The sequence below is a fragment of the Stagnihabitans sp. genome (assembly GCF_964946895.1).
In genome coordinates, this window is the sequence record NZ_CBBQHX010000002.1 from 204,436 (window position 1) to 231,247 (window position 26,812).

At 60.1% G+C, this 26,812-nt stretch carries 21 protein-coding genes; 18 read left to right on the plus strand and 3 right to left on the minus strand.

Annotated elements, in window-relative coordinates; genetic code table 11:
* The first annotated feature begins 5 nt into the window (after positions 1-5).
* From AC1Y2B_RS02265 to AC1Y2B_RS02285, 5 genes are read left to right on the plus strand one after another with little or no spacing between them, the layout of a single operon-like run.
* Entirely contained in the window at positions 6-1,850 is a 1,845-nt protein-coding gene (locus AC1Y2B_RS02265) for a hypothetical protein (protein WP_482251427.1), read from the plus strand.
* A 1-nt stretch (position 1,851) separates the two neighbouring features.
* Positions 1,852-3,999: a PqqD family peptide modification chaperone gene (locus tag AC1Y2B_RS02270; RefSeq protein ID WP_482251428.1), complete on the plus strand. Its 2,148-nt coding sequence runs from the start codon at positions 1,852-1,854 to the stop codon at positions 3,997-3,999.
* A 3-nt stretch (positions 4,000-4,002) separates the two neighbouring features.
* Positions 4,003-5,994 (plus strand): preprotein translocase subunit SecA, encoded by a 1,992-nt coding sequence (locus AC1Y2B_RS02275; protein WP_482251429.1) that lies wholly within the window; start codon positions 4,003-4,005, stop codon positions 5,992-5,994.
* Between the two features lie 8 nt (positions 5,995-6,002).
* Positions 6,003-7,244, plus strand: coding sequence for an invasion associated locus B family protein (locus AC1Y2B_RS02280; protein WP_482251430.1), 1,242 nt, complete (start codon positions 6,003-6,005; stop codon positions 7,242-7,244).
* Entirely contained in the window at positions 7,241-10,423 is a 3,183-nt protein-coding gene (locus tag AC1Y2B_RS02285; RefSeq protein ID WP_482251431.1) for a coiled-coil domain-containing protein, read from the plus strand. The genes AC1Y2B_RS02280 and AC1Y2B_RS02285 overlap by 4 nt, the downstream gene beginning before the upstream one ends.
* A 5-nt stretch (positions 10,424-10,428) precedes the next feature.
* Here AC1Y2B_RS02285 and AC1Y2B_RS02290 read toward each other — a convergent pair whose 3' ends face one another.
* Both AC1Y2B_RS02290 and AC1Y2B_RS02295 read right to left on the minus strand, forming a co-directional pair.
* Positions 10,429-11,262 carry an efflux RND transporter periplasmic adaptor subunit gene (locus AC1Y2B_RS02290; RefSeq protein ID WP_482251432.1) on the minus strand — a complete coding sequence of 278 codons (834 nt, stop codon included), beginning with the start codon at positions 11,260-11,262 and terminating at the stop codon, positions 10,429-10,431.
* A 9-nt stretch (positions 11,263-11,271) separates the two neighbouring features.
* Positions 11,272-12,159 (minus strand): radical SAM protein, encoded by an 888-nt coding sequence (locus AC1Y2B_RS02295; protein ID WP_482251433.1) that lies wholly within the window; start codon positions 12,157-12,159, stop codon positions 11,272-11,274.
* Between the two features lie 340 nt (positions 12,160-12,499).
* Here AC1Y2B_RS02295 and AC1Y2B_RS02300 point away from each other — a divergent pair, with 340 nt between their 5' ends.
* From AC1Y2B_RS02300 to AC1Y2B_RS02360, 13 genes are all read left to right on the plus strand, one after another.
* On the plus strand, positions 12,500-13,303 hold the full coding sequence (locus AC1Y2B_RS02300; protein ID WP_482251434.1) for a hypothetical protein: 804 nt from the start codon (positions 12,500-12,502) through the stop codon (positions 13,301-13,303).
* A 228-nt stretch (positions 13,304-13,531) separates the two neighbouring features.
* Entirely contained in the window at positions 13,532-14,266 is a 735-nt protein-coding gene (locus tag AC1Y2B_RS02305; RefSeq protein ID WP_482251435.1) for a SapC family protein, read from the plus strand.
* Positions 14,267-14,325: 59 nt separating this feature from the next.
* Positions 14,326-15,240 (plus strand): methyltransferase, encoded by a 915-nt coding sequence (locus AC1Y2B_RS02310; RefSeq protein ID WP_482251436.1) that lies wholly within the window; start codon positions 14,326-14,328, stop codon positions 15,238-15,240.
* A complete protein-coding gene (locus tag AC1Y2B_RS02315) occupies positions 15,237-15,857 on the plus strand; it encodes a nucleoside/nucleotide kinase family protein (RefSeq protein WP_482251437.1) in 621 nt (206 codons plus the stop codon). The genes AC1Y2B_RS02310 and AC1Y2B_RS02315 overlap by 4 nt, the downstream gene beginning before the upstream one ends.
* Positions 15,858-15,952: 95 nt before the next feature.
* Positions 15,953-17,704 (plus strand): vWA domain-containing protein, encoded by a 1,752-nt coding sequence (locus AC1Y2B_RS02320; protein WP_482251438.1) that lies wholly within the window; start codon positions 15,953-15,955, stop codon positions 17,702-17,704.
* Positions 17,677-19,842, plus strand: coding sequence for an ATP-binding cassette domain-containing protein (locus AC1Y2B_RS02325; protein ID WP_482251439.1), 2,166 nt, complete (start codon positions 17,677-17,679; stop codon positions 19,840-19,842). Before AC1Y2B_RS02320 ends, AC1Y2B_RS02325 begins: the two co-directional genes overlap by 28 nt.
* Before the next feature lie 433 nt (positions 19,843-20,275).
* Positions 20,276-21,172, plus strand: a complete 897-nt coding sequence (locus AC1Y2B_RS02330) for a hypothetical protein (protein WP_482251440.1) — start codon at positions 20,276-20,278, stop codon at positions 21,170-21,172.
* A gap of 93 nt (positions 21,173-21,265) precedes the next feature.
* Positions 21,266-21,991, plus strand: a complete 726-nt coding sequence (locus AC1Y2B_RS02335) for a hypothetical protein (protein ID WP_482251441.1) — start codon at positions 21,266-21,268, stop codon at positions 21,989-21,991.
* Positions 21,991-22,497: a hypothetical protein gene (locus AC1Y2B_RS02340; protein ID WP_482251442.1), complete on the plus strand. Its 507-nt coding sequence runs from the start codon at positions 21,991-21,993 to the stop codon at positions 22,495-22,497. Before AC1Y2B_RS02335 ends, AC1Y2B_RS02340 begins: the two co-directional genes overlap by 1 nt.
* Positions 22,498-22,542: 45 nt before the next feature.
* Complete coding sequence (locus tag AC1Y2B_RS02345; RefSeq protein WP_482251443.1) at positions 22,543-23,496, plus strand: OmpA family protein; 954 nt, start codon at positions 22,543-22,545, stop codon at positions 23,494-23,496.
* Positions 23,497-23,556: 60 nt separating this feature from the next.
* Positions 23,557-23,973, plus strand: a complete 417-nt coding sequence (locus AC1Y2B_RS02350) for an OmpA family protein (RefSeq protein WP_482251444.1) — start codon at positions 23,557-23,559, stop codon at positions 23,971-23,973.
* A gap of 491 nt (positions 23,974-24,464) precedes the next feature.
* Positions 24,465-25,103 carry a response regulator gene (locus tag AC1Y2B_RS02355; RefSeq protein ID WP_482251445.1) on the plus strand — a complete coding sequence of 213 codons (639 nt, stop codon included), beginning with the start codon at positions 24,465-24,467 and terminating at the stop codon, positions 25,101-25,103.
* Between the two features lie 322 nt (positions 25,104-25,425).
* Positions 25,426-25,938: a hypothetical protein gene (locus AC1Y2B_RS02360; RefSeq protein WP_482251446.1), complete on the plus strand. Its 513-nt coding sequence runs from the start codon at positions 25,426-25,428 to the stop codon at positions 25,936-25,938.
* 16 nt (positions 25,939-25,954) lie between these two features.
* On the opposite strand, the gene AC1Y2B_RS02365 is transcribed toward AC1Y2B_RS02360, so the two are convergent.
* A complete protein-coding gene (locus tag AC1Y2B_RS02365; protein WP_482251447.1) occupies positions 25,955-26,512 on the minus strand; it encodes a hypothetical protein in 558 nt (185 codons plus the stop codon).
* Positions 26,513-26,812: the final 300 nt, after the last annotated feature.

Below are 26,812 nucleotides of genomic sequence, written 5' to 3' on the forward strand. Positions count from 1 at the left end.
GAACGATGGACACCGCGTCTGACGGGCGGCAGATTTCGACCGATTTCTGGGATCTTTCGAATGCGCTGCAGTCGGACGAGCGTCTTTCTGCCGTGCTGGAGTCCTTGTCCGCTGCCTTGGCGATGCCGGGGCGGCTGAAGCCTTTGCGACTGGCGCTGGAGGTCAAGGGACGACCCGAAATGGTCTGGCCGCAGGGCCGGCTTCCATCGGATACCGCACGCCGCGCCGCAGACGAGGCCTTTCATCGGGCGCGTCCTGCCTTGGCGGGCCATCTTCCGGGGCATGCCACTTCGGCACCCGGGCCAACTGCGGTGGCCATTCCGATCCCGGTTCCCGGCGACGCCCCTGCGGTCCTGTCGCTTGAAGCAGAGATCGGCGACCCCGATGCGCTGAACCTGGCGATGACAACCCTGTCGCTTGCGATGGGCTGGATCCCCGCGACGATGCTGGCAGGGCGGCGCAGCATCGAGACGGATGCGGAACAGTCGGCGCTGTTGTCGCTGCGGGCCTTGACCGCATTCATCGCCCACCGGCGCTTCTCGGAAGCCGCGCGGGCGTTGATGACCCATCTGGCCGATCGCTATGGCTGCGACCGGGTTGCCCTGGGCCTGACCCAGCGCGCCCGCGTTCGGCTTGAGGCGATTTCGCACACCGGCATCTTTTCGCGCTCTTTGGGATTGTCGCGCCGGATTCAGGCAGCGATGGAGGAAGCCTTTGATCAGGAACGCGTGATCCATTTTCCGCTGCCCGAAGGGGAGTCGCCCGACCTGATCGTGACGGCGCAGGCGGATCTTGTGGCCGGGGTCGCGGACCGCTTTGTGCTGACTGTCCCGCTGTTCGATGGCAAGGCGTATCGCGGTGTCATCCTGTTTGAACGCACTGGGCGCAGCTTTGGCGCTGAAGAATTGCGGCGGATCGAGGCCCTGTGTGGCCTGATGACCCCGATCCTGCTGGAAAAACGCGAAAACGATCGCTGGCTTGTCGTGCGGGCCGCAAAGTCTATGCAGCGGACGCTGGAAATGACCTTTGGCCGCAGCCACCTCGTCATCAAGGTCTCCGTGCTTTCGGTTCTGGTGATCCTGGCTGCCTTGCTGGTCATCCATGGTGACCGGACCGTCGTTGCGGAAGCCGTCGTGCAGGGCACCGAGATCCGGACCGTTGCCGCGCCGTTCGCCGGGTTTATCGCCGAAGCCCCGTTCCGAGAAGGAGACCACGTTTCGCGCGGCGATCTGCTGGTGCGGCTTGATGATCGTGAATTCACGCTGGAGTTGACGCGATTGACAGCGCTGCGCGGGCAAACCGAGCTGGAGCTGGACAAGGCGATGTCCGAACACAAACGCTCTGACGCTGCCCTGGCGGAATCGCGCATCCGCCAGAACGACGCCGAAATCGCCCTGACCCAGCAGCAGATCGCCCGCAGCAAGATTGTTGCCACCTTCGACGGCACAGTGATTTCCGGTGATCTGAGCCACAACATCGGCGGTTCTGTCGACCAGGGCCAACCGCTGCTGGTCGTCGCTCCGTTGACCGATTTCCGCGTTGATCTGATGGTGCCCGAGGATGCGGTGGACCTGATCAAGGTCGATCAGGCCGCAGCCCTGAAAGTGGCGCCGCTGCCCGAACGGTCCTATGCCTTGACCTTGCGCGAAACCATGCCGGTGGCGCGGTATGAAAACGGCCAGACCCGCTATCAGGTCGAGGCGCGCTTTGTCACGAAGCCCGAGGAACTGGTTCCGGGGATGACGGGCATCGCCCGGATCAATCTGGGTCGCGCGTCGCTGGCTGAACTGTGGTTCGGGCCATTCTATGACCGGCTGCGCCTGTGGCTGTGGCGGAACGTGGCGTTCTGACATGGCGACAGCCTTTCTCTCTTCGGACTGGTACCGGGTGGCGGACCTTCGGCTTCGCCGGCAAAGCCATATCCGCGCGGTGCGCCACGTTTATCGTGGCGAGGCCTGGCACGTGCTGCAAGACCCGCAGAACGGCAAGGTCCACCGGCTTGCCGATGCTGCCTATGCGTTCTTCGCGCGGCTTGATGGGACGCGAACCGTACAGGAAATCTGGCTGCGTCTCTGCGATCTGTTTCCGGAACGTCCCCCTTCGCAAACCGAAATCCTTCAGCTTCTGGCCCAGTTGCATGACAGCGACCTGATCATCGGAGACCGGATGCCGAACCTTGCGGAAATCGACCGCCGCGCCCGCGCCGAAGAGCGTCGGACGCTTCTGAGCTATGTGAAAAATCCGCTGTCGCTTCGCTTTCCGCTGTTTGACCCCGAACCCCTGCTGTCGCGCACCGGCTGGATCGGACGCGCGGTCTTTTCGATCTGGGGTGGTCTGGTTTGGGTCCTGGTGCTGCTGACCGCCCTGACGGAAGCCTTCCTGCATTTCGGGACCGAGCGGTTGCCAAAGTTTGAACAGGTTTCGACTGCGTCGAACCTGGCCTATCTGGCGGTCGCCTACGTCTTGATGAAGGCCCTGCACGAGCTTGGGCATGGTTGGGCCGTGAAGCGCTGGGGCGGCGAGGTGCGCGAGTTCGGCGTCATGATGCTGGTCTTCTTCCCGGTGCCCTATGTCGACGCCTCGCAGGCCACCTTCTTTCCCAACAAATGGCAGCGAATGGTCGTCAGTGCGGCAGGGATCATGGTTGAACTGGCCGTCGCCTCCCTTGCCTTTCTTGTCTGGCTGGCCGCAGACCCCGGCACCCTGCGAACCTTGGCGTACAACCTGATGATGATCGGCGGGGTTTCGACCCTGCTGTTCAATGGCAATCCGCTGCTGCGCTTTGACGGCTATTTTGTTTTCGCCGACTTCTTCGAAAGCCCCAATCTGGGCCAACGCAGCAACCAGTATTTCTGGTATCTGGTCCGCCGGACCCTTCTGCGCGATCAAGAAGCGCGCCCACCCGTCATGGCGGCGCGTGAAGGGCTGTTCCTGTTCTCTTACTCTGCGATTTCCTTCGTCTACCGGATTGCGGTGTTGTTCTTCATCTCGATCTTCCTTGCCCTGACCATGCCGTTGATCGGCACATTCATGGTGATCTGGAGCCTGTTTACCGCCGTGGTCATGCCCTTGGCGAAGGGCCTGCGATACGTGGCCTCGGATCCCTCGATTGATCTGATCCGTGGTCAGGTGGTCATGAAGGTGGGTGGCGCGCTTAGCGTGATCTTTGCCATCCTGTTCGTCCTGCCGCTGCCCAACGTAACCGTGGCCGATGCCGTGCTGGAGCCGGGGAATGGCGATCTGGTGCGGGTTCAGGGCCGCGGTTTTGTCGAGCGTGTTCTGGTGACGGATGGTCAGACCGTGCAGCCGGGCACGGCCGTCATGGAACTGAGCGATCCGCTTGTGTCGCTGCAGCGCAAGCAGGCCGAGGCGGATCGGGATGATGCGGTTGTCCAGTTGGGCGCCTTGCCGCTGTCGGACCAGAACGGGCGACAGCTGTGGCAGGATCAGGTGGCCTATACCGAGGCCAAACTGGCTGATCTGACCAAGCGCGAGGCTGGTCTGATCGTGCATGCGGATGCCGCAGGCAAAGTCTATGTGCCGAACCAGACCGAATTGACTGGCCGGCTGGTGCAGCAGGGTGAGGTCGTAGCTGTGATCCTTTCCCCCGGTGCGACCCGTTGGCAGGTCGCAATTCCGGCCACCGAAGCACCCTATGTGGATGCCGGGAACCGGTCCATCGAACTTTTGCCGCGTCCCAGTCATGACCTGAAGCTGCAGGCGCAGATCCTGACGCGGGCGCCTGAAGTGACGACATCGCTGCCGTCGTTCGGCCTGACCACCAAAGGCGGCGGCGCGCTGCTGGTTGATCCCTCGTCTGAGACACCTGTCAGTCTGGAACCGGTAGTCAACTATCTGCTGGAGGTGGCGCAGACGGACCTGGGGCCGTTCCCGCAGGGGTCGCGCGCCCGGGTGCGCTTCATCCATGATCCCTCGCCGATCGGGCCGCGCATCTGGCGCGCCATCGAACGCACCTTCCTTCGGCAGTTTGGCGGCTGACCCATGGCATCGCGCATCTTGCCAGAGATCGAGGACTATCCCGAACGCCCTGCGGCTGCCTTTACCGATTGGGATGCCCGCATCCTGCGCTTCCTGTCGCGGCTTGACCCGCGCCGCTCGGTCCGGCGCAGTTGGGGTGGGGCGCACAAGTTTGCTCGTATCGTTGCGGCCGAGTCTGCCAAGATCCGCGACGAAGCCTTCGACGCGGAACGGTTGCGCCGGAAATCGCTCGTTTTGCGGCGTGCTACCCGACGTGGGCGGGTCCCGGATTCCGTGCTGGCGCCGGTGCTGGCCGAGGTTTGCGAGGCGGCGTTCCGCGTGCTGGGCAAGCGGCCCTTTGATGTGCAGGTCGTGGTGATCCGTACGCTGTTTGACGGCGAAGTTGCCGAAATGGGCACGGGGGAGGGCAAGAGCCTGACCGCAGCGATCGGGGCCGCGGCTTTGGCGCTGTCGGGCCGCCGCGTGCATGTGATGACCGTCAATGACTACCTTGCCGCCCGCGATGCCGAGACATTTGGAGCTCTTTTCGTCGAATTGGGCCTGCAGGCCGAGCATGTCACGGATGAGACGGCGATGGACGGTCGCAAAGGCAAGTACCGGGCCGATGTCGTCTTTTCGGCCGCAAAGAACATCCTGTTTGACTATCTGCGCGACAAGACCGGGCCAGAGGCCGACCAACTTCACGGCCTTCCCCGCAAGCTGCTGAACCTGGTTCGTGCGGAAGGGGCCGGCGAGGTGTCGATCCTGCAGGGGCTGGACGCCGTGATCGTTGACGAGGCGGATTCCGTGTTGATCGACCAGGCGGCAACGCCCTTCATTCTTTCGGCCGGCGAGGCGGCGTTGGGAGGGCTGGATACCGCGACATTGCTGAAGACGCTTGAGATGGCGCGCAGCTTGCGGGAAGGCGTTGACTTCCGTCGCTCTGAATCCCTGCGACGGGTGACTTTGACGGACGTTGGGCGCAGCCATTTGACATCGCTTGCCAAGGATGCCGTCGGGTTGGCTGCTGTGGCACCCGTGCGCGAACACTTGACGGCGCAGGCCCTGGTCGCGCTGAACATGCTGGAAAAGAACCGAGATTATGTGCTGACCGAAAAGGGGCTGGCCATCATCGATGAAAGCACCGGGCGCCTGATGCCGGACCGGCAATGGTCCGAAGGCCTGCACCAATTCGTCGAACTGAAAGAAGGGCTGGAGCCGAGCGAGATCCGCCGAACTTTGGGGCGCATCACCTTCCAGCGTTTCTTCCCGCGCTATCGCCATGTCTGCGGCATGACCGGCACAGCCCGCGCCGCGGCGCGTGAACTGGACGAGGTTTATGGCTTGAAAGTGCGGCGGATCCTGCCAAGGCGCCCGGATATCCGGCGCTGGACCAAGATTGCCATCCTTCCCGACGCCCAAACGAAGTGGGCCGAAGTGGCAAAGCTGGCCGACACGCTCAGCCGCAGCGGTGCCCCCGTACTGATTGGAACCCGCAGCCTTGATGCGTCCCAGGCCTGCTCGGCGGTCTTGTCGGAAAGCGGCCTGCACCATGCGCTTCTGACGGCAGAACATGTCGCGCAAGAGGCTGAGATCGTTTCTGGGGCAGGGCAGCCCGGTTGCATTACCGTGGCCACCAACATGGCGGGACGTGGCACGGACATTCTTTTGTCGGACGCGTCGCGTCAAGGCGGGGGTCTTCAGGTGATCCTGACCGAGTTGCACGGAAACAGCCGGATCGACCGTCAGCTGTGCGGTCGCTGCGGGCGGCAGGGTGATCCCGGTGCCGTGCACCGTGTGTTGAGCCTGGAAGACGAAATTGTCACTTCGGAGGGGCCGATGGCGGTCAACCTTCTGCGGTTCCTGCTGAAGGTCGGCGGGGCGCGCCTATGCCATGCTGGCATGGTCGTGCTGCAGATCCGCCAGACCCGACGCGCCGAACGCGGCAGAGCGGACTTGGCCCGGCAGGAGCGGCTGCGAGAACGGCAACTGGCGCTGTCGGGACGGATGGAATGAGGACTGAAATGAAGCAATGGTTGGTTGCGCTTGGCCGTGCCTTGCCCGCGGCGGTGGCCTTCGTGGCCGGAGTGGCAAGCTGTCAGGCGCAGGACCTGCCGGCCCATTCCGTCTCGTTCGACCCCGCCAAGGCTGAGTGCCGGATTGTGCTGGAGCCGGACGGAACCACCGGGTCGCATCCGGCGCGACTTTTCCTTTCGTCGGACATGCTGAAACCCGGCCTTGCCTTCGGGCTGGATGGCAGCGGCATCGCCGATGCGGTGTTGATCCGCAACGGTGAGCGTCATCCGTTCATCAGCCAGAACGGGCTGTCGCCGGCCGATCTGCGGGCTGATCCGATCTGGGCGCTGCTGGATTTGGGCTCGGATGGCGCCAATAGCCTTTACCTGACGGTGCGCAACGATGACGGCGGCTATTCCAGCGCGCGGTACGATACGCTGAGCCATGACGGAATCCTGCGGCTTGTCACTTTGGCCTGCGGTACCGACGGTCTGGATGCCCCCGCGTTGACCCCCGTCGAACATCGCGCGGCCGAGGCCCGACTGGCGCTATCGGATGCTGACCGACTGCACATCCGCAAAGTCTTGTCAGAGCAGTACGGCGTGGCGGGTACCGATGTCGGCAACAGCGGCACATTCACAGTGACCGACCGTCGCTACATTGCGCAATTCAATACGGAAAAGAAGTACCCCTCGGGCGACTACCTGTGGCCGACGGCTGTGCCGGACCTGCTGAAAGTGGTGGTCAAACAGGCGGCCGACGAGGCGGCAACGCCGGCCGGAGAAACGGAACTGTCCCATCATGGCGATTGGTCGGTGCTTGGCAGCAGTGATCGCGGAAGTTGTCGCGTCGCCACAGTGGCTACGGCCGCGGATGGGCTGGACACGGGGTTCCGCATGGAATTCGCGGTCGATGCGAAAGGAACGGGCGGGATGATGGCGATCGACCTTGTAAAGCCCAACCCGTTCCGAGCGGATGCGCCGCTGGGTGCGCTGATTGACGGCAAGGCCTTCGGCTTGATGGTCGAGCCCAAAACCGGAGCCGTTATCCCGCAGCCTATGTCAGATGGCTCTATGACCACTGATCTCACCAAGGCATTGCGGTCGGGCAAGCTTGTGGAAATTGGCGGGGTGGCCACAGCCACGAACGCACCGGCACGCCTGACGTTCAGCATGATCGGCTTCTCGGCCGCCTTCAAGGACATGGCCAGTGCCTGCAACAGACCCGGAATTATGGGATGGATCGAATGATGCGCGGGCTTTTCCTTCTGGCTGTCGTTCTTCTGTCAGGGCCCGCTGTGGCCGACAGCGTTTTGCCAAGGCTTGGGCCATTGCCGGTCCTTGCAGAAGACGGCAGCGTCAGCGGGGAGGCAAATATCCCGTTCGGCCAGAGACTGACGATCCTGTCCGAGGATGGCGCGGTGTTGACGGTTCAGGATGATACGGGCCAGCAACTGCGCGTGCGGGCGACGGACGTGATTGCAGCACCCAAGGCCGGCCTGACCTTGATGCCCGCGGACCAAGCGGCGGGATCCGCCACTGATCGCCCCGATCTGCAACTGTGGGACAGTGCATTTCAACTGCGCGTCTTCCTGGATGGGGCAGGGTCCGGCAAACTGGTTCCCTCACTGATCATCCCGGCCGGAACCGATCTTGCCAAGACGCAACTGCCGGTCCTGTCGGTCGACAAAGCCGAAACCTCGGTCGGGACACCGGTCACGATGGTGCAGGCGCTGTTTCCACTGATGCTGAAGGCGCTTGACCCTGTCGGTCAGGATCAAGGGCACAAAGTTGTGCTTCACGTGCTTGTCGATGGCAGTGACTATGCCAGACCCTTCATGCTGGACAAGCTGCGCCTGCTGTCCCGCGCCTTGGCCGAGCAGCCGACCCAACTTGGCGAAGAGGTGCATTTCACCCGTCAGGTTCTGTTTGAATCCGGGGCGATGCGCGACGATGGCGAGGTTTCGGCCAGTGGGTTGCGGTCGGAATGGCCGGCGGCTCCGGACGACAAGAAGAAGGCTGGGTTGACGGCGGCGCTTTCCGCGGCGCTTGCGGGACTGGCCGATGGCATAGACCCGGCTGATCCTGCGACCCATCTGGTTCTGATCCTGTTGGGACCTGGTCTTTCGGATGATGCCAGCGCGCTCAAATCCGCCACTGCGGTAGGCGCCCGGCTAGCGGCGCGTCGGGCCGATGGTGCCAAGATACAGGGTATCTTGTTGGCGCAGGGCACCCCTGAACCGAACCCTGCCAATGCGGTCGTTCTGGCGGACGTGGCAGGAGGGGCACAGACCAAGCTTGCCGATTTCGGCGCGGACCTTTTGTCCGACATTGCGGGACTGAAGACAGTCAAGACGCAGGACACAAAAGCCAGCCTCGTGAAGTCGGTGTGTGCGGATGCGGCTGCTGAAGGACTTCCCTGTCTTCTGCCGACCGGTTCGACATTGCCGCCCGAAACCTCCACCGTGCTGGCCGCAAAAGGGCATACGACCTGGGTCGCGCTGCCGCTGTGGCTGGTCTCGGAATCTGCGCCGCTGGATCTGGTGCCCGACGGATCGGTTGCTGCCGATGTTCATGCCAATCAGGCCGATATCCGCGCCTGCAGTGCCGTTGGCTATGTCTGGGATGCGGCGGCCAAAGCTTGCGGTCCTGCGGTTGAAGCCCAGGGGGCTGATCCTTCCGGTGAGTTGATTGCTGCGCAAGAGGAGATCAGCACCGTGGCGGCAGAGCGCGATGCCGCACGTGACACCCTTGTTCAAAAGCAAGCCGAATGGCAGGACCAGACATCGGCCCTGAACGGACAACTTTCATCCGCCGAAAAGGACCGCGATGCGGCGCGTGCATCAGTTGCCCAGTTGCAAGTTACGGTGACCAGCCAGACGGCCGCTCTTGCCGAAAGCCAGACGGCTGCGGCGGCACAGGCAGATCAACTGAGCCAACTGGCGGCCGAAGAGCAGACCGTGAAAAGCGATCTGTTGGCCGCGCAAAGCCGAGCTGCTGAACTTTCAGCGACCCTTGATCAGCGCAACACCGAACTGCAGGCCGCCACCGCGCAGATTGCCAAGCTTGGACAGGAACAGGGCCAGATCAACGCCGCCCTGAATGCCGCCCAAACCCAGCTTGCCACGTTGCAAAAGACCGCAGCCACCCTGACCCAGTCGCTTGACGAAGCACGAGCGGCGAAGGCTGATATCGAGGCAAAGGCGACACAGGCAGAAGCAGATTTGCAGGACCGGTTGATGGCGAGTCAAAGCCATTCTGCTGAACTTGAAAAGTCGGCGGCAGCGCTGTCGCAGTCACTGGATGACGAACGTGCTGCAAAAGCCAAGGTTGAGGCGAGTGCGGCGCAGGCGCAGGCGGATCTGCAAGATCGCCTGAAGGCCAGCGAGGCAAGTTCTGCCGCGCTTCAAGCGCAAATCGTGCAGGCGCAGGCCACGATCACCACTTTGACAGCCGCGAAGGATGATGTCTCTGCCCGGCTTGCCAAAGCGGTGGCGGCGCAGGCGCTGGCTGAACAAGGCCTGCAGGACAAGGACGCTAAAATCGCCGCCCTTGGGGCTGATATCGAGACCCTGAACGGGGCCGCGAAAGACAGCGCACAGCAATTGGCTGACCTTGGCGCGACGCTGGACAATGAACGACAGACCAGCCAGACGATGCAGGCCAAGGCAGCGGCCGATATTGCGCAATTGAATGGCGAAGTCGCTGATCTGACCAAGACAGGCGACGTCAACGCCACGCTTCTGGCGCAATCGGATGACGCAAAGGCCCGGCTTGCAGCGCTTCAGACGAAGAATGATGCGCTTGCCAAAGCCAACGCAGACGCGACATCACAGTTGAAGGACCTGTCGGGCGCGGCGGGGCAAACCAATGCCAAGCTTGCTCAGGTCAGTCAGGATCTGGCGACGGCGCGGCAACGGTTGCAAGCGGCCCAGACCCAAAGTGCAGGGCAAATCGCGGCGCTGCAGGCGCAGGTCAAGGACCTGACAAAGACGGGCGGCGATCTGTCGGATCAGATCGCGCAACTCGGGGCTCAAAAAGACAAGCAATTGGCCGCCCTGCAATCGGAACGCGATGTCTTGGCCAAGCGCGTGAACGATCTGGAAGCACAGGCGAAGATTGCGCCGCCGGTCGCGGATCAGCCGGCGATGACCTCTGAGCTATCTGTGGCGGCAGAGGCCCCGCTTTTCGCCACCGATGCGACCCAGCGGCCCAAATCGCGCCCCGCAGGATTGCTGGCATCGGCGACACCTGCGGCACCGTCAGCGCAAGCCAAGGCCAAAGGACCAGCCTTGGCCGTCCTTACCCCGTCTGCGAAGGTAACCCCGGATGTTGTGCCCCGCCAAGTTGCGCCATCCCTGAAGACACCGGCGCTGAACGGGTGCCAGTTTGAATGGACAGGGCAGGCGGGCAGGCTCGTCTGCCCCTGAGGTCATCAGAACGGAGCAATCTCCAGCCGGCAGCGCTGCCCTGCCACGATGTGACTGTCGGCATTCGGCAAAGCCACGCGCACCCCAAAGGTCCGCGAGGATGAATCAAACATCGAGTCCACCATCAGCACTTGGGCTTCGATGACTGAATCGACCGGATATTCCGGATGAATGCGGACTTTGGTCGCTGGATGAACGCTGTCGTACAGGGCGACCGGCAGATAGGCGTTGACGTTGATCGGGTCAGTCTGTGCCAGGACGGCGACATGGCGGTCTGCGGTGGCATATTCGCCGGCCGAGAGCGTGATTTCGGTAACCACCCCGTCAACCGGCGCGCGGATGATGGTGTTTTCAACGGCGACCCGGGCGCGCTCGGTCTCGGCCCGCAGGGCCATGGCGTCGACCTCGGCTTGCCGAAGCTGTGATGTCGCAAGGGCATAGTCATTCTGCAGAGATTCAAGCTTGTCCGGACTTTGCGCATCCCGCTGCACCAAAGCTTCTGCCCGATCGAGCTGCGCCTTGGTAAAGGTAACCCGCGCGGTTTGGGCGTCGATCGCGGCTGTCGAGCCGACGCGGGCCTCCAGCATCTGCAGCGCGCCTTGTTCCATCGAGGAATCGATGCGGGCGATCACATCGCCCTTGGCCACCCGCTGCCCCTTCTCAACCTCGACGGATGCGATCACCCCGGGTGTGCGGGGGCTCAGCTCCACGATGTTCGCGGCCTCCATCACGCAGTCAAAATCGGTTTCCGCGTGCAGTGGGCAGGCCGTCAGCAGCAGAAATCCGACAGTGACGATATTGCGCCGCATGACGGCTGTTGGGGCAGGAAGTCTTGTCATTGGGATACTCTATAGAGATTCAGACAGGGGGGGTGCTGCAGAAAGCGGTCGAAGCAGGGCGGCCTCGTCGCCAAAGCGGCGCACGTAGGCGGTGGTCAGGCCAAGGCATTCAGTGGATGCACAGACCGCGCGGTGCGGGCAAGTGTGAAAGCCGTTGCGGTCAAAGCCAATCCAGAAGTCGTCATCGATGATCAATTGGGGCTGCTTGTTGATCATGACCGCGCGATCATCGCCAAACAGGCATTCGGGGACGTTCTTCACCTCGACCAGTCGGCCCGCCGCTCGGGCCGCGGCAATTGCCGTGCGCAAGGGGGGCATCACCTCGGATAGCGGCACGCAGAGCGCCTTCTGGTCAATCTCTTCCATCGGAAAGAAATTCCAGAACTCATGCTGGACCACGGTGCGATAGTCTGCAAATGCGGCCACGACACCAGGCAGATCCGCCACACTTTCCGCAGTGATCACAGTGTTGGTGATGATTGCTACATCGGGGTAGTGGGTCTCGACCAGATCAAGACCCGCCCGCATCCGGCGCCAGGATCCGGGCACCTTGGTGATGGCGTCGTGTCTGGCTTCGCTTGCGGCGGTGACTGACACGAAGAATTCCGTGACGCCGGCCTGAACCAGCCGATCCAGATAGGCGCGACGTTGCAGTTGCATCCCGTGGGTCTGGACGCGAATGCGTTGAAATCCAGCCTGCCGGGCACGCATGACGATTTGCGGCAGATCACTTCGCAGCGTGATTTCGGCACCGGTCAAGACGATCCCGATCCAGGGGCTTTTGTCCCTTTGTTCCTGCAGAACCGCTTCGAACTGATCACCCTCGGTCGGGCGCAGATGGGACATTGTTCCTTCGATCATGCAATGAGTACACCGCAGGTTGCAGCGAAACTCCATGGTCACAGAAACCCAACGGGCGCTGTCATTAGAAAAGTGTCGGGGCAAGCTGATCTCGGTTTGGCGTGATGGTCCCACATCAGATTGCGGAATGATCTTGTCTCCCCTCACTGAAACCGAATACTGCCCTGCAAGATCATGACAGCCTGCCCGCGCGAAGAGAAGCCAGCCATTCGAGGGGTTTTAAGATTCTTTAGATAGTCAAAGTCGCTTTAGGTAGCACTCGGTCTATCATTCGCGGATTGAGGCAATTCAATGATAGGGCGCCACTGCCTTGGCGTGCTTGCATCCGGCAGTCTGGCAATGACACACTAGGGACCAACATCTGGATACAGATTGGATGAGTTTCCCATTGATGCGCAAAATGACGATGGCGGGCCTGCTTGCCCTGATTGGGCTGATGCCCGAGGTCGTCTTGGCAAGCAGCCTCCCGGCGTCGGTAAAAGCTGCTGCGGCGACTTTGGTGAATTTGGGATATACAGAGGTTGCCGTCAGCTTTCGCGTTTTCGGGGGTTATGTCTTGCAAGGCAAGCTGGACGACACCTTCGTCATGGTGGCCCTGGCGGCAGACGGAACGACGATTGTACAGACCGAGCTGTTCCGCGATCTGGACGGCAACGGCGTGTTCGGACAAGATGAGAGCCTCGGCGCAAACGAGACACAGCCGCTTCAAGCCAAGATCAAGACGGCGCTATCCGATCCAGGTTCGGTGACTGCCCCGGTCGACAATATCGTGCCGCAGGACGCCAGAGCCAACAATCTGGACATTCCAGGCTATGTTCAAGACTCCCAGCTTTTGTTCGCCGGGTCCTCCATTACGGCAAGGACGACTGAAAAACTGGGTACCGGGGCCCCGTCTCAGGTTGCAGCGCAAACTTTGATTTCCGTCGATTCCGTCGGTGACCAAGATCATGGCGTGAAGATCACGCAGGAGGAGTCACTCTCGGGTTTGCGCATTCGCGACAAGAGTACGGTGATCAGCCAACCCAACGGAGCGTCCGTGTCCTTCACGCAACCTGACGCAGAGGCAATCCGATCGAGCGTGGCAAGTGCTACGCCCGATGCAAGCGCCCTTAGTGATCAGATACAATCTAAAGTGCCAACAGCGGACGCAATTCGCGCAACTATTTCCGCGCCGCCGTGACGCGTGTGGCGCCAAAGACGCTGTCGTCATTGCATCTTCCGCGCTAACGCGAATTTGCTAACGATAGATCAGAGCAATCTATGCTTCTGAAAAACCGACGTAGTCTTGCAAAGGCATGGCTGTTCGTGGCGTTTAGATCCCACACGTCTCGTCTTGGGGATGCAGTCGCACCGTCGGACCGGCGGGACATCGACCCGACCCAATCCAGATAAGAAATAGGAGATCCAAGTGTCCAAACAGCTTTTGATTTATGAGCGCGTCGTCCCCTTGTCGTCCGATCTGCACCGCGACGTTTCGGTGAAGGCAACGGATAAATTCGACTTCGCGCGTGACCTGAATTCTGTGCCGCTGCTTGCCGCCGAATTCACCTCTGCCGTTCCGAATCATCCGATCGTGTTTGCTGGCGAGGGCGATGCCACGTTCCCGGCCGTGTTGCTTGGCCTTCAGGATGGCGCCAATCAGGCGGTGGACGCGGACGGCAACTGGACCGAAGGATACGTTCCGGCGTTCCTGCGTCGCTATCCGTTCATCTTCTCGCAAAGCGAAGGCAACTTCACTCTTTGCATCGACGAGACCTATCCGGGCATCAACCGCGAAGGCCGCGGGGAGCGTCTGTTTGACGCCGACGGCGAACGCACCCAGTACCTGCAAAACATGCTGACCTTTGTGTCGCAATTCCAGGCTCAGTTCGAACGCACACGCTTGTTCTGCAAGCGTCTGAACGACCTGAACCTGCTGGAATCGGCACAGGCGCGCTACAATGCGGCAGATGGCCGTTCGGGCACGCTGAGCGGGTTCATGACGATCAACCGTGACCGTCTGAAGGCCATCCCGGAGGCGACCCTGAAAGAGATGTTTGCCACGGACGAGCTGGAACTGTGCTATGTTCACCTGCACTCTCTGCAGAACGTCTCCCGTCTGGGGATCAAGACCGCAACGCCGCTTCCTGCCGAAGCCGCGTGACAGGCTGCGACACAACCGCATGGGCAGATCTTCTGCCCATGCACATTCCGGCGGTGCAAGTGCTTGACCGCCTGCTTCGCTGTGGCTGGCCCGAGTTTGCGGCACCGGACGGCCTGATCAGCGAGGCGCGTCGTTTCCTGCCGCAACTCATGGGCGAAGATACCAAGGCAAGCGTCCTGCGCGACTTTGTTGTCGCCGAAATGGCGGCCGACCGCGAAGGGGTTCTGGCGAGGCTGTCCTTTCTGCGTTCTGCCTGCCGCGATGTAGCGTTGCACGGTGATCTGATCTTCGCAGACCCCGAAGCCTTCATGGCGCAATCCGAGACCTTTTCGCTGTTCAACTACGCCCTTGCTCGTGGTTTGTCGGAAGACGAGATCGAGGCAACACGCCCTTGGGTGGCTTACGTTTCCAACCTGACCCGCACCGAAGCGCCATTTCTGGTTCCCCTGATCTCCATCCCTCCGGGGGCGCTGGTGCTGGAACCGGGCGGCAACAGCGGTGTCTTTGCCCGGGCCGTGATCGAGGCGCATCACCCGGCGCGACACGTCGTGATGGACCTGCCCGCCGTCTGCGCGTTGGGACGTCGACGCGGTGAGGCCGCGGGCCTGTCATTTGTGGCCCATGACATGCGGCGAGGCGGCTGGCGCGAAGCTGTTGGTTTTGTGCCCGATGTCATCTTGTTCAAATCCGTCCTGCACGATTGGCCCGAGGCCGATGCGGAACATTTGCTGAGTGAGGCCCTCAGGACGCTGGTACCGCAGGGGAAGATCATCATCGCGGAAAGGACTGCTTTTCGCGGCATGGTTGGTGGGACGGCGATGGACTACGCCAACATGGTCTTCGCCGCGTTCTATCGCGACCCCGAGGTCTATCAAGCCCTGCTGACGCGTCTGTGCCCTGATGTCAGCTTGAGTGTTTCCCAGACCGTCATCGACACGGACTGGTTCGTCTTGACCGCAAGGCGCCTGGCATGAACCAGCTCCATCCCGTCATCGCGATCAGCGGCATCCCGGGCGCCGGGAAGACACGCGCGGCCCTTGAACTGGCCGAACGCCTTGGCGCCACCTACTTGCCGTTCGATGATTTCGAAACGCTGACGGAACGAGATGCGGACCATGCGCTGCAGTGGTTGCGCCGTGGCGCACCATGGCAAGAGATGTATGATCCCACCCTCGACGGAATCCTAGCGACGTTGGCCGACCAAGGCCCTGTTGTGTTCGAGACGCCTTTGGGGCGCCAACCGCCTGCCCATTCCGCCGTGATCAGTTGCGCGATCTGGATTGACGTGGACCGTGACATTGCGCTGGCGCGCAAGTTGACCAAGACGCTTGCGCCGCGCGATTGGTCCTCATCTGCCGAGATGTCTGACTGGCTGGAGCAGTTTCTGCAAAGTTATCAACTGATGGTGCGACCCTGCCTTGACATGCAGTCGCAGCGGGTTCGTCCGCTGTCGGATCATATCATCGACGGAACACAGTCCTGCGCCGCAGTTGACGCGACGATTGAACGGATCGTCGAGTCTTTGCCCGCAGGACGGCAAACCATGAACCTGAGAAGCGTCCCGGCGACGCTGACAATGGAGACAAGATGACATTGCGGGGACGTAACGCGAGACTGAGTGCTCTTTGTGTGCTCGCCGCTTTGGACTGCTTCGCAAGCCCTGTGTGGGCTTGCACCGCCGATCAGATGGCTCGAACGCCCGACGGTTTCGTCCGCAAGGTTGTGGCTGGTTCGGACCGGATCACAGCGCAAGCGGCTGCCGGAAGTGGGGATACCGTCTTCACGCTTGAGCTGATGAAGCCCTATTATGTCATTTGCGAAGAGAACGGTTTCCTCAAAGTGACGGACCTTGCCGCCCTGACCGTAGCCGAGGCGGAAACCGGGCTGACCGGCTATGTCCACAAGGAGCAGATTTATGAGTGGCCGACGGCAGAGGGGCTTGCGTTTTCTGACCTCGCCTTTCTGGGCGGTCGTCCCGAAATCACCGCATGGGACAACCGCGACACCTTGCTGCGCTACATGGAAAGCGGTGACGAAACCGCCAATCCCCCGACCTTCCGCGAGAATATTGACGCCACCCTGAAGCGTGAGAAAAGTTCGCGGCCGTACCCTGTGCTCGCTTCAGGCGATGGCAAGATTTTGGGGCGCACGGACCGGCGCTATTTCGACGTCCTGCTGCCGGCGGCTATTCGCAAATCGGACGCGGTGGTCCTGAAAGACGGTGATTTGGCTGCTGCCAAGCATGCGCTGACCACGGCTACAATCGTCATCGCCTTTGACTCGACAGGCTCAATGGAGGGTTTCGCCCGCGCCGTCGCCACCAGCCTGTCCGATGCGATCGACAAGCTGCCGCAAGACACGCTTGATTCGCTGCGGATCGGCTTTGTGTTCTACCGTGATGCCGGCGACGCTGTGCCGGTCTTGGCGGTGCCAGCCGTGCCGCTGAAAGACGCCTCGGACGAGTTGGCAAAGCAATCTGTCACCATGTCGGGTGGGGGAGATGATGCCGAACCGGTGCTTGACGCCGTGCAATATGCGGCCCAGCTGTACGACTGGCCTGCGGACGCGGGTAAAAAGATCATCGTGGCTGTGCTGAACGACGACGCGCACCCGGCAACGACCGGTGCCCTTGATCCGCAAGGCCGTATTCCGGTTGGGGTTGATGCGGTCGGTGTGGCCCGTGGTTTGTTCGAAAAGGGCATTCCGGTGATTTCGGTGCAAGCGGGACCGACCGCTGGCCCGCATCTGGCCGAGATTCTGGGCGCACTTGCCCGTGAAACGTCCGGCACCTTTGTTCCTTGGGACAACGGCGTTGACGCGGCGACGATTGCCGGGGCCTTCTCGACCGTCCTTCAGGAGCGCATGCAGAAAGAGATCGACGCCGGCAAGAAGGTCGTCGACACGGTCTATGACTTCAAAGGCTCCCCCGCCATCCCACTGGAAGTGATCGACGGCGAAAAACTGGAACGGCTGCGGGAATCCGGTGTGGCTTTCAACATCGCCAAAGGCGAGGACGGGGTTCTGGTGCAGCCCGGCTACATGATCGAAACACCTGACCTGCTGGATCCACGGTTCCAGATTTCCAAGGACACGCTGCTGAACCTGATCAACCTGATGTCCGTTTTGGCCGTGACCGGGGTGGATTCCGAATCGCTGCACCGGTCGGTGGCCGAGTCGCTCGCGGCGATCGCAGGTGAAACGGCCGACCCGAATGAAACGATCGCGCAGACCCTGTCGCGCCAGCTTGGCGTGAAGTTTCGGTCCGGTTTGCTGGAGTTCAACCTTGAATATCTTGACGCCCTGACCCCGGCAGAGCGCACAAGCTTTGCCAAACGCCTGCAAGATGCCTCGGCAGGGCTTGATGCCTTCCTCAATGCCAATATGGCTGCCTTTGATGCTGGAGATGCCGTTTGGATGCCGGTTTCGTCCTTGCCATGACCGGGGCCACAGTATCCGACCTGCGCGGAAATCTGCTTGAAATCCGGGGGCTGAGCAAAGCCTTCGCGGGGCCCGATGGCGGGACGACTGTCTTGGCTGACGTCAACCTGACGATCCCGTACAACAGCTTCATCGTGGTCCGGGGGCCAAGCGGGGCGGGAAAGACAACGCTTCTGCGCATTCTTGGCTTACTTGATGCGGGCTTTGACGGCTCGGTGCGGCTCGCGGGCCAGGATGTCGGCACTCTGACAACCTCTGAACGGGATGCCCTGCGAACGGCCGCAATCGGGTTGGTGTTTCAGGAAGGCCGGTTGTTGCCGCATCTGTCTCTGGCTGAAAACATTGCTGCACCGCTTCAGTTTTCGAACTTGTCCAAGCGCGAAGCAACCGTCGAGGCCAAACAGGCAGAAGCCTTTGCGTTCCGCCCCGAAGAGCGCGCGGCGGGCGTTACCCGTCTCAGACCCAGCGCGGCGTCTGGTGGGCAGCGGCAGCGGGCTGCCTTGGCCCGGGCCATGATCCGGCAACCGGCTCTCATCCTCGCCGATGAGCCGACCTCAAGCCTCGATGCCCTGTCCAAAGCCCAGGTGATCGACCGCTTGCGTGCCATGCATGCCGCCGGTGCAACGGTTGTGATCGTCAGCCATGACGAAGCGCTTTTCGGGCTTGGCCGGCAATTCAGCCTTGAGGCCGGACGGCTCGTTGAATTGCCTGCTGGAAATGACCCGATGCAACCCGGCGCCCCAACGACGCCCCCTGTCGCCTCTCGGGCACCCTTGGCGGGATGGTGGCCAAGCCTTGGCCCCGGGCGTTTGATTGCCAATGCCACGCGTGATTTGTTGCGACGGCCGCTGTTCACCTTGCTGATGCTGATCGCTGTGATCGCCGGGACGGCGCAGTCGGCCGTTTTCGCGTCGCTGGTCAGTGGTCTGGACCGCTTCGTGGAGCAGACGATGGTCGATGGCACCCGCCTGACACGCATCACGGTGAAGCCCCGCAAAGCAGATCTGGCCAAGGCTGGAGACCACTTCCCCGAACAGGCCACGTTGTCTGCCGACAAGGATGTCACGGCGGTGGTGCCGCGGCGGGCAACCACAGTCTCGGTGATGGTGGCCGACGGCTCCAGCCGACCGTACCCGACACTTGGGTTGCATCCGCACGATCCCGAGCTGGGCATGTTCCAGTTCGTGGCGGGCGCGGGCTTTGATCCCGCCAACCGGCGCCTTCAGATGATCGCCACCACGGACTTTCTGATAGAGGCCTTTGGCATGCCGCCCGCCTCTGACGACAAAGTCTGGACCGGTTTCATCGGGCGACAGGTCAAGGCTGCCATTCCGCGCTTCGGGTCGACGGGGACCGTGATTGGAACCGAACCGCTGACGCTGACCATCAGCGGAGTGATCCTCAAGGGTGAAGCGGACCGTCAGTTCTATTTGCCGAACGACCTTCTGATCGCCATCGATGCGATCAAGCGCGACCGGACCGGGAAGCTGCACCTTCCCCTTACGACCGACGGTACGGCCTGGATAGAAGGGGCAGACATGACCCCGTTGGTCGATTGGCCGTGGCAAGACATGCTGCACCTGTATCTGAAGAACATCGACGCGGTGATACCCAAGATCGCAGCGCTGTCCGCGCACGGCTATCATCCAGAGGCCGAAATCTGGAAATACGCCTGGGTGCTCAACCTCAAGTCCGCCGCTTATGGCATCGTTGCACCGCTTCTAGCGCTGCTGACGGGGGTCGTGGGACTTGTCCTGTTTGGCAACATCGTCATCTCCACCCGTCTGCGCGAGGCGGAGATTGCCCTGATGAAAGTCCTGGGCATGCGGCGCGGAGACATCCTTGCGACAGAAGTGATCGGGACCCTGATCACCGCAACCCTTGGCATGGCGGTTGGGTTTGCCGTTGCGGATCGGCTCACGGTCAGCCTTGCCCGACAGTTCGAGGAGAGTGCGAAGGTTGCGGCGCAGATCTCGGGGGACAGCGGTAGCGTCAGCATCGCGCTGCTGTTCCAGCCGGTGTGGTCGGTCGCCCCCGTCATCGCCGCAGGCACCTTGGCGTTGGTGTTGATCGCAGTGCTATGGCCGACGATTCGGGCTGCCAGCACGGATCCGGCCCGGGTCTTTTCGCGCGGTTGACGCCAAAATGCCGCGCGATCTGCTGGTCAAATCTGGCGGAATCATATCGTGATTGGCGGTCACTTCTGTAACTTCGAGACGGTATGATACGATAAAGATACGACCGGTTTCGCCTAATTGTTATTATCCTATCTTTAGATATCATTGAAAATCTAACGATTTTAGACGACTACCCAACCTGACAGATTCCACTCTAAAACTTTTCGTGAATCTGTTACAGGACTGCGTCAGAAAAAATGCAAGATACCTGCAAATTCAATAGGTTACGATTTTTATGCTAAAACGATCATACTCTTCAGACACAGTGCGTAGTGAAAAGACTTATTATAAGATCACAGCAACTTGACAGGCAAAGAGCCGACCATCTAACTAGGCCCGAGACTGTTCGCATACCACACATGGTCTCAACCCATGGCTTAATGGAGGCTAAATAATGAATATCAAGAATTCGACGAGCATCATCGCGTTCGCCGCGATCGTCGGCTTTGCTGGCATGGCCGGCGCACAAGTTGCACACACCAGCGGCAGCACGACCTACGACGCTGCAGTTTCCGTGCTGTCGCCCGACCAAACGGGCTTCATCATCGGCGGCCAAGTGGCTGTGACCGGTCTGGGTTCGGGTTCGGCAGTTCTGTCGCGTTCGGCCGCTGACATGAACGTGAACGGCAACGCCAGCTCCAAGCTGAACAGCGACAGCTCGGGCGTCACCTCGCTCGCAGACATCACCTCGTCGTTGAACTTCTCGCGCGACATCAGCACCGCTGGTTCGCTCGTCGGCCAAGGCGCTGTGACGGCACGCGGCGAAGCGATTGCCTCGATGGGCACCGCTGGCGCGTCGACCGCCGACACCACCACCGCTGGCGTTCGTGACGCCCTGGGCCCGGTTGATGGCGCTCAAGGCAGCGCATCGGCAACCGCTTCCAGCCAAGGTTCGCTGAATGGTTCGGTTTCGACCGCCAACACGCTGCAACTGTTGGGCACCTCGGGCCTGTTCGCAGGTTCGAACAGCCTGGACGTTGGCGAAACCAACAAGGCGATTGCCTACGGTTCGTCTAACGTGAACGCTGACGGCGCAACCGGCATCGACCTGACCACCGCTGCGTCTGACCTGACCTCGCCCACCGCTGCTCCGACCGCTTCGGGCAACGGCGCTCTGTTCGGTGTGACCTCGACGCTGACCAACCAAAGCGGCATCAACCTGTCCGTTTCGAACGCTGGCAACGGCACGATCTCGCTCACGACCTCGACCGGTGGCTTCTTCACCGGCGGCGGTGCTGCTGGCGGTTCGGCCACCCACATCGACAGCGGCGACTTCTTCGCTCAGCCGTAATAGGCCGCACCTGCGGTTTGCATCACTCGGTCAGGCCCATGGGCCTGACCGTCATCGCTTGACAGTAAAAGAAGAAACGAAATGGCCAGAGGCATGAAGATCATAAAACCATTCCTTGCCGCTGCCCTTTTCGCTTCTGCGCTGATGCTCTGCGGTGCCTCGGCACAGGCGCAGGACCAAAGTCAAAGTCAGGGGAACTCGACAACGGCGTCGAACCAGCTGGATGGCAGCGCCACCAATTCAAACTCGGGTGCTAACGTCTCTGGCATCACGGCGTCGAACAGTGTGGGCAACGATGCCCACGCGCAATCCGGTGGCAACGTGTTTGACTTCTCGAACAAGACCAAGTCGATGGGCGTGGCACCTGGCATTGGCAGTTTCGGCGGCGGTCCTTGCATGGGCGTTTCTGGCGGTGTGTCGGCCTCGTTGCCGGGGTTTGGTATTGGCGGTGGACGGTCATTCGATGACGTATCCTGCCAACGTCGCAACTGGGTCAACACCCTGCTTGGGGCTGCCAATCTGATGCCCGACGTCGAGGGTCGCGAGCTGAAGCGCGTGGCGATCGTGGTGATGATGCAAGACCCCATCCTTGGACCAGCCTTCAAGCAATTGGGCTACAACGTTGACCAACCGGGCACCGAAGTCAGCTCTGCGAAGGGCAACCGGGTGGCGCAGACCGCAGCGGCCCCGGCGCACCCGATCAAGGCGTCAGTTGGCTCGATGGCGTCGGTGTGTAGTGCCGTGGTTCCGAAGAATGCGACGCCCGCGTTTGTGAAGTTGATCGAGAAACGTGGCTGTGTTGTGGATGTGAGGAAATGATGAAGCAACTTCTTGGTTCTACAATCGCGCTGGTGCTTCTGGCAGTCCCTGTTCTTGCAGACGATGGGATGGAGGTCGTATCAAATGGCGAATCCTCCGTGGTTCCGGTGCTTTACTCTGCCGAACCCACCCCGTCCGCGCCGGCCAGCAATCCCTATGCCCTGCCAAACGTTGCGCTGTTGTCGGCAAGTCACGCGGACGTGCTGCAAAGCATTGATAACATGCGCGGGCAACTGGCTGATTTTGGCAGCCTTGCCCTGAACAACGGCATCAGCCAAACGGCCGATGCGTTTGTGGACCATTGGCACCTTGCCGTCGAAACGAACGTGGCGACGGAAGGCGAATCCCTCCAAAATCTGGTTACAGACATGGTGAGCCACAATTCCGGCCTGATCGAAGACTTCCTTCTGTCGCCCCCGATGCCGACAGAGGGGTCGCTGTTCTCTCAACCGTCGTTCACCGATACGGTCGCCGTTTCGCCGACAGGTGGTTTCTTTGCCCAGTGACCTGACCTTGGCTGACCTGCACCCACTTCTGCACCTGGAGCTAGCATGACCTTCCAAACCACTTTCGTCGCTCTCGTTGTCGCGGGTCTTCTTGCCGGCTGCGCAACCCATTCTCCAGATGCTCAAGCGCCTGCTGTGCTGGCACCGGTCGATGGGCACAGTGTTCCGGCGGGGATCGCTTGTGAACAGCTGAACGACAAGCTGGTGAACAAGGTTGGCGGATGCGAGGGTTTCATCCCGATGCCAGCGCTCAGCTCCGAGCAAGCCGCTGAAATCGTGGTGTTGAACACGAACTTCTCCACCGAAGTGTCGCCGATCGTGAATTTCGACTTCAACAAGGATGTGCTGACGCCGAAGGCTCTGGCGATCATCGACGCGCAGGCCGCCTGGATGCGCCGCTATCCGCAGATCCGCTTCTCGGTCTTCGGCCACACCGACCTTGTTGGCTCCGAAGGCTACAACTTCGATCTTGCCAAGCGGCGTGCCGAGGCTGTTGTCGCACGTCTGATCAGCCACGGGGTCGACGGCGACCAGTTGGACGCTCTCGTCTCCTATGGTAAAACCCGGCCGCTGATCAACACGACCCGCCCCGAAGAGATCAATCGCCGCACCTTGACTGAAGTCACCGGCTATCTGGACAAGCCGCGGCTGCATGCGACCGTTCTGGTATCTTGTGCCTGGATCAAGCCGTCCTATCTGCCGACCTACCCGAACTGCGTTGTCGCCCCGTCGCTGCCGCCGCCTCCGGTTGTGCCGCCGACAGTAGACATCCAGACGCAAAGCTGGGGCACCAACCTTGATCGGCCGAACGTGTCAACCTCTGCCAATTATTCCGATGATGGCACGACCCAGATCGCTTCCTCCGATAGCCAGGCTGGCGAACTGCACAACAGCACGACCGTCAAGACGCAGGGCGATGTCCGAGAGATTACTTTCGCCAACGGCGACAAGTATGTAACGGATGCTCAGGGCAACAATGCCCACAAAGTGACACCCTGATCCTGCGATCTGCAGATTAACTGCACCAGCCACAGGCGCTTGCGCAGAAAGAGGACGAAGATGAACTGGTTAAAGAGCTGCATGGCTCTCACATTGGTTGTTTTGATCGGCGGATGTGTGGGAACGCAGGACGTCCGTGGAAAACCCGTGCCAACGGCATTCTTTGTCTTCTTCGATCAAGGCAGCGCAGAGCCGACAAAGGAATCCAAAGCTATTCTGGACGAGGCTGCTGCGTATCTGAAGGAATACGACAACACGTCCGTGCGGGTGGTCGGACACGTGTCGACCGATGAAACAGAGGCAAACCTGGATCAGGAACGCGCAAGCCGCGTCGCCGAGGAATTGGTGAAGCGTGGCGCGCAGCCGGCCCGCATGCAATTGCTTGGTGTCGGCAGCACGGAGAAAGTGTCTGGAACCGATGGAAGCGACGATACCTCGGTTGACCATCGGGTAGAGATCCTGTTCAGCACAATGTGATGCCCCTGCGGCAGTTTTTGCAGTCGCTGTATCGATAATGCCAGTTCGAGCGCGTGCTTGAACTGGCATTTTAGTGTGCCTATCGATTTCGATCGAGAGTGGCGGCGTCTGGGAGGTCGAGGTCGTTCGACCGGCAAACAAAGTCGATTTGTTCTAGTGGTGAAGATTGAGGGCAGGCAGGAATGTCCATCTTATGAAATGTACCTAGGGACACGATGGGCCGTGATGGCGACGCTACGCGGTTCATATGACTAGGCTTGAACGGTGGGGCACATTTGGGGTGCTGTAAAATTGATCCGTGAGCGCGTATCTTAAGTGCGATGCAAGATAGCTTGCGATAAGCTATTTCCGCTTTGGGTTGCATCTTTCCACATCTCAATCTCGCCAAGTGCAAACTTCGGGTGGCAATCCCAACCCAATGCTCACACGCACCAGCCACGAATGTGTGATAATCCAAACGAAGTTGAATTCAGCAAATGGAAGGGCCCGAGATGCTTGACGCGACAAGTGCGACATCGATCTTGATCGTCGATAATCAGACGATCGTTGCTGATGCCTTACAGCAAGTCCTCGAGGGGATGGGCCAATTCAAAGTTGCAACCGCAGTCACGTTGAATGAAATGCGGACGAGGCTTGCCAACAACACGTTTGATTTGATCTTGCTTGACTATACGCTCAAGGAAATCAAGAGCATCGTCACGTTGAGTGAAATAATCGCCGAATGCTGCCCGTCCCGCCTGGCCCTGTTTTCGCACGATCTGGAAACCCAGGCTATTGCCAGCGCGTTGAAGGTAGGGATCTGTGGTTATGTTCCCAAGACCTTGGGTGTTAAATCCCTTGTCGCCTGCATCGAACTTTTGGTGTCGGGTGAGAGATATGTTCCACTGAGCTGCATCAACGCAATCAGCAACGATCGCAGCCCAGTAGTGCAAGATGATATCAAGCTCGCTGAAACTGACATCAAGATGATCAGTATGATCGGGGAAGGCAAGACGAACAACGAGATCGGACATCAGTTTGGCATTCCGGAAAGCCGCGTCAAGATGATGCTTCGGTCACTTTACTCCAAACTTAATGCCAACAACCGGGCCCATGTGGTCTCGATCGCCAGAAGTCGCAACATCATTTAAGGATTTGTTGGCCTGACCTGAGGTGCAATTCGGTCCGGTCCTCTCCACCGTCTGATATAGGTCTCGGTTTGTTGGCTCTAGAAGTTGGAGCTTCCCGCCGCTGTGGTGATTTGAGGATCAGCTGTTCAAGAGAGTGTCAGATTCTAATAGTGCAGTGCTCCGACGCGTAAGTGCTTCTATGCATACTCAAGATGTGTTGCTGACTGGCAGTCATTTGGGCAAGCCTTGCAGCCATGATGACAGAATCTATCCTCAACTCATGCCGCCTTCGTCGCGAGCAAATCCAAAGACAACAGGTTGGTCCGCTGTCATGAAATCAATCTTGGGCTATCTTCTGAGAAAGAACCCGTCAATCGGTTCGAAGGCCGAATCCAACTCGATTGCGGCTGACCGCTATTCCTCCCATATTTCGTTTGATCGGTCGAGCAGAATTTGGTTGGTGGGCTGCAGCGCAGTCTTGTACCAACTGTTGAGCGAGCAGGGGTTTCCCACAATAAGGGCGGCGACGCTGTCTACCGTTAAGTCCAAGGGGCTTCGATGCTCTGATGGCGTGACGCCTCAGATCACGCATCTTATCGTTGATGCGGACGCGTTCGGTGGTATTTTGGGAATTCAGCCAGACCTTGAGTTCATTCGAAGGTCAATGCCGACCTTGCCGATTATTTTGATTTCTGCGGGTATGGAGACCGAATATTTCAACAGTAATCGATTGGTATCAGTGACCGGTTCACGCGGCAACCGATCTTTGTCCGTTTTGCGCGCAACTTTGGCTGAGGCCGATCTCGTAAGCCGCAACCTTTGGTCGGAAGGCCGCGGTTTCTTTCACCTTGTCTAAATTGAGCTTCGTCCCGCTATGTGATTTGTCCTTTCGTCCTGCTCCGCTGCAGCCAGAGCACGTTGTTGACATTGCGGGACTCGGAAAGGGCAAGCTTCAGCGATGCACGGGATGTGTTTGGCCGGAGTGAGACATCGCAGATAGCAAGTCTCTCAAAGCCAAAATCATCGCGCGAGAAATCTTCAGAAATCAGAATGATGGGCAGACCTGGACAGGTTTCGCGGATATGCCTCAGGTCGCAAATGATTTTTGCTATGCCTCCAAGTGCATCTACATTCACAACCATATGAGAGATCTTCGCAGGACATTGCCGCCCGTCGCCCAATTGCTCCGGGCCAATGCTTCGGAGTGTCGATGTGTGCAACACTTCACACCGTTCAGCCTTAAGCATGATTTCCAGCTCTTGAGTTTGTCCAACCATAAGGAGTGTTGGGCGCGATATTTGATCTCCCGAACCATTAGTTGCACCTGATGCGGCTCCAACTTGTGCTGGCTTGCAGACGGCGGCGCGTCCACAATTTGGCTGCCTTCTTTCAACTTTGTGGGCCAAGGATTGCCAAACGCCGCTGATCAAAGCGAATACCCTTTCCATAATTGCGTGTAGTCTCATCTGATAAAGCGATTATGATCCTCTAGGGGGTATTCTGGCAACGAATAGGAGGAATAGGGGGCGCGCGGAAGTGCGTCGGTTGTGTCTAGGTGATATACATGGCGCACGAAAGAGGATGTTTCTGCATATGTCAGTGGGCGATTTTCCAAACGGGATTCATTTGGCCCTCACCGCTTGTTCCTGGGGTTAGGCACAGTTTTCAACTTCGGCCAAGTTTGCCTCTAAGTGGGGTTCGTTGTGAATCTGAGAGCTCAGCGCATGTAT

Coding starts and splice junctions, on each gene's coding strand:
- AC1Y2B_RS02290 (WP_482251432.1), bottom strand. CDS start 11,262: ATGACAAGACTTCCTGCCCCAACAGCCGTCATGCGGCGCAATATCGTC.
- AC1Y2B_RS02355 (WP_482251445.1), top strand. CDS start 24,465: ATGCTTGACGCGACAAGTGCGACATCGATCTTGATCGTCGATAATCAG.
- AC1Y2B_RS02350 (WP_482251444.1), top strand. CDS start 23,557: ATGAACTGGTTAAAGAGCTGCATGGCTCTCACATTGGTTGTTTTGATC.
- AC1Y2B_RS02285 (WP_482251431.1), top strand. CDS start 7,241: ATGATGCGCGGGCTTTTCCTTCTGGCTGTCGTTCTTCTGTCAGGGCCC.
- AC1Y2B_RS02330 (WP_482251440.1), top strand. CDS start 20,276: ATGAATATCAAGAATTCGACGAGCATCATCGCGTTCGCCGCGATCGTC.
- AC1Y2B_RS02270 (WP_482251428.1), top strand. CDS start 1,852: ATGGCGACAGCCTTTCTCTCTTCGGACTGGTACCGGGTGGCGGACCTT.
- AC1Y2B_RS02275 (WP_482251429.1), top strand. CDS start 4,003: ATGGCATCGCGCATCTTGCCAGAGATCGAGGACTATCCCGAACGCCCT.
- AC1Y2B_RS02280 (WP_482251430.1), top strand. CDS start 6,003: ATGAAGCAATGGTTGGTTGCGCTTGGCCGTGCCTTGCCCGCGGCGGTG.
- AC1Y2B_RS02295 (WP_482251433.1), bottom strand. CDS start 12,159: ATGGAGTTTCGCTGCAACCTGCGGTGTACTCATTGCATGATCGAAGGA.
- AC1Y2B_RS02315 (WP_482251437.1), top strand. CDS start 15,237: ATGAACCAGCTCCATCCCGTCATCGCGATCAGCGGCATCCCGGGCGCC.
- AC1Y2B_RS02265 (WP_482251427.1), top strand. CDS start 6: ATGGACACCGCGTCTGACGGGCGGCAGATTTCGACCGATTTCTGGGAT.
- AC1Y2B_RS02320 (WP_482251438.1), top strand. CDS start 15,953: ATGGCTCGAACGCCCGACGGTTTCGTCCGCAAGGTTGTGGCTGGTTCG.
- AC1Y2B_RS02345 (WP_482251443.1), top strand. CDS start 22,543: ATGACCTTCCAAACCACTTTCGTCGCTCTCGTTGTCGCGGGTCTTCTT.
- AC1Y2B_RS02340 (WP_482251442.1), top strand. CDS start 21,991: ATGAAGCAACTTCTTGGTTCTACAATCGCGCTGGTGCTTCTGGCAGTC.
- AC1Y2B_RS02300 (WP_482251434.1), top strand. CDS start 12,500: ATGAGTTTCCCATTGATGCGCAAAATGACGATGGCGGGCCTGCTTGCC.
- AC1Y2B_RS02335 (WP_482251441.1), top strand. CDS start 21,266: ATGAAGATCATAAAACCATTCCTTGCCGCTGCCCTTTTCGCTTCTGCG.